Genomic DNA, 2,475 nt, shown 5'->3' on the forward strand with positions numbered 1-2,475 from the left:
ATTCACGCAGTGTCCCTGGACGGAAAAAACGCTGGAGCGTTACGCGGGCGATGACGGTCAACGGCAGCGCAGAATGCAGCGCCTGAGTTCCTCAAACTGGACGGCGCCCCAGGCTTCACAGCAAATAACAGAGGCAACCACAGCAAATCTCGCCAGGGTTCTGGATTACATCCCGGCGCAGGGCAGCCATCTGAGTCCGGCAATGCTGTTACCGTATGGCACCCATACTAAAATCCGCGTCAGCCAGTGTGTGAGTGAACGCTATGCCATAGTCAAAGAGCCGGGGCCGCAGGAGACATTGTATCCGTGGAAGAACGGAGTGGCCGGAAATACAATCCGGCAGATGAAGGAACGGGGTGTGAAGCCAGACGGTTCCCCCGTGACACCGTTGCTGATGGCGTTGCATGATGCAGCAGGGATAACGCATGAGCTGACGGGATGGACGAATGATGTCCTGGCGATGGCGAAGATATTTGGTGAAGAACGCGCCCTGGAGTTCTGTACCCAGAGTCTAATTAACGGAGTTAAGGAGATTGTTAACAAAAGCTCGGAACAGAATGTTGCAGCCCAACTTGCTGAATTACCGCAGGAAACATATATTTCTCCTCCGGCAATGGATTATTCTTATGATATGTATGTCCAGAATGAGAAATCTAAAGGTACAGACCCGAAGGATATACTAACTCGCGAAGAATTCGAAAAGCAGGTAAAGGAAAACAAAACGAAGTTTATAAAAAACAACAGGTAGCTAATGATTGGTCTAAATATGCCCGAATGATCAATCAGAGTAAATGGGACTCTTTTAATCAATGTTGTGCTGAACTAACACCAAAAATTGATAAACAGCTCACTAAGCTGATTAGCTATCGTTGTGAATGGTTACAGGCTTCGTTATTTATAACAATATTACAGGATTTTTTCTCTAACGATCCTGTTGATAATGCGAACTATCGTGAAATTGCTGCCTTCGCAATGGCTGGTCTTGGTGAGTCGCCATCAGGTGTAAAATTACTGGATGACTGGATAGACGCATATACTACGAAAAGTGAAGCTAATCTCGTCTGGAGAACACATTTTTATAATAATCCAGAGATCATGGCAGATGTGGAGCCGTTATTGGCTAGTTTGCACCAGTGTAGTATTTCTCCGGTTTCTGAAAATGATGTGCTCTACTTTTTTGAGAAGAATGGCGCTAAACTTAATAAAATATTTAAAGGTTTTGAAAAGGCAACGAGTGAAATTTCAAAACCACTGGCTGGCAATGTCGTATTCTCGAAAAGAGTGCTGTATCAAATGGACCAGCACATGGCAACCGTAGGGGCCAGGTTTTTTTCCGTATCACGGATTGGACCTGTTCTCAATACTATGAATGACCTTATTGTTCGAACCCTTTTCTCGCTATCTTCCGGAAAGTCAGGGTTAGAAACCAAAACATTGTTCAGCAAATATTTTGGTTGGGCCACGGAACGCAGGGCTTACATTGTCGGCACTGTTTTTTACGGCTCGCAAAGAGCCATCCGGGCCGATCTTCTCCGGGGGGCGAGTAAGAAATATGCCGCACTTGAAAAAGCGTATGCAGATTATCTTGGCCAGCCTGCGGGATCTTCTGGTTACGCGGTAACCAGTATTAGAATTTTTGTTTTATTTTTCAATGTGGTCGAACTGTATAACCAACTCGATAACTTTAACAATCAACCTGCTGATTACGCGAAGGTAATCAGCGCAATATCGGCAACGGCGAGCGGGGTAATTGATATTGCAACCCCTGCGACGGAGGTCATTCTTAAAGAGAAAAATAGTCTCCACTACATGAAAATGTTTGGCGCAGGATGCTCGTTGATAAGTGCGGGCCTTTCGCTGGGGTTAGATATTTCAACATTATTGAATAAAGTTAATTTACCGAATTCCAGTAAAAAATGGGCATTTACCGGCTTATATTCAGTCAAGACTCTTAGTGATGTCGCCATTATTGCCAAAGCGGAAGGAAAATTGATGACGGTGCTGATTGAACGCTTTGGCTGGGATACCGCTGAAGGGGAATTAGCCGTATGGCTGGGGAGGTCAGCTGCGCCTCAATTAACAATATTAGGCGTTGAATGGGTGGGGCTGTTGGCCTCGTGGGAGGTGGCCCTGTTATTGATGGTCGCTGAATATATTCTGACGGAATATTATTCACGTGATGCGTTACAATCGTGGATTGAGAATGGCTTGTTTGGTGATGATTGTTCGATTGATATCGACAGTTATTCTCCGGAAAGAATCAATATATTTATTGATGAGACCCGAAATTCACTGCAAGAAAGCTTACGTCAATTATCTTCAGGTAGAAAACCACAACTTGGGAAACCAATAATTTACTGGCCATTTATTATCTATGATGAGCCGGAAGTCCCTGTTGTGGTTTAATTGTGGAGCAGCGAAATACTATGACAGAAGATGACGAACTGTTTGCCGATATGCCCCGGGCCTATATCC

General features: G+C 44.8%; 1 protein-coding gene and 1 pseudogene. Both read left to right on the plus strand.

All coding sequences use genetic code 11. The features are described from left to right. Positions 1-748, plus strand: a pseudogene (locus tag FDX24_RS23710) (hypothetical protein); the annotation flags it as partial. After that, the gene (locus FDX24_RS11990; protein WP_305764199.1) at positions 694-2,406 is read left to right on the plus strand and encodes a T6SS effector BTH_I2691 family protein; all 1,713 of its coding nucleotides are present in this window, start codon (positions 694-696) and stop codon (positions 2,404-2,406) included. The pseudogene FDX24_RS23710 and the gene FDX24_RS11990, both read left to right, overlap by 55 nt. Positions 2,407-2,475 lie beyond the last annotated feature (69 nt).

The sequence above is a fragment of the Citrobacter sp. wls716 genome (assembly GCF_005280975.1).
In the GTDB taxonomy this organism is placed as follows: domain Bacteria; phylum Pseudomonadota; class Gammaproteobacteria; order Enterobacterales; family Enterobacteriaceae; genus Citrobacter; species Citrobacter youngae.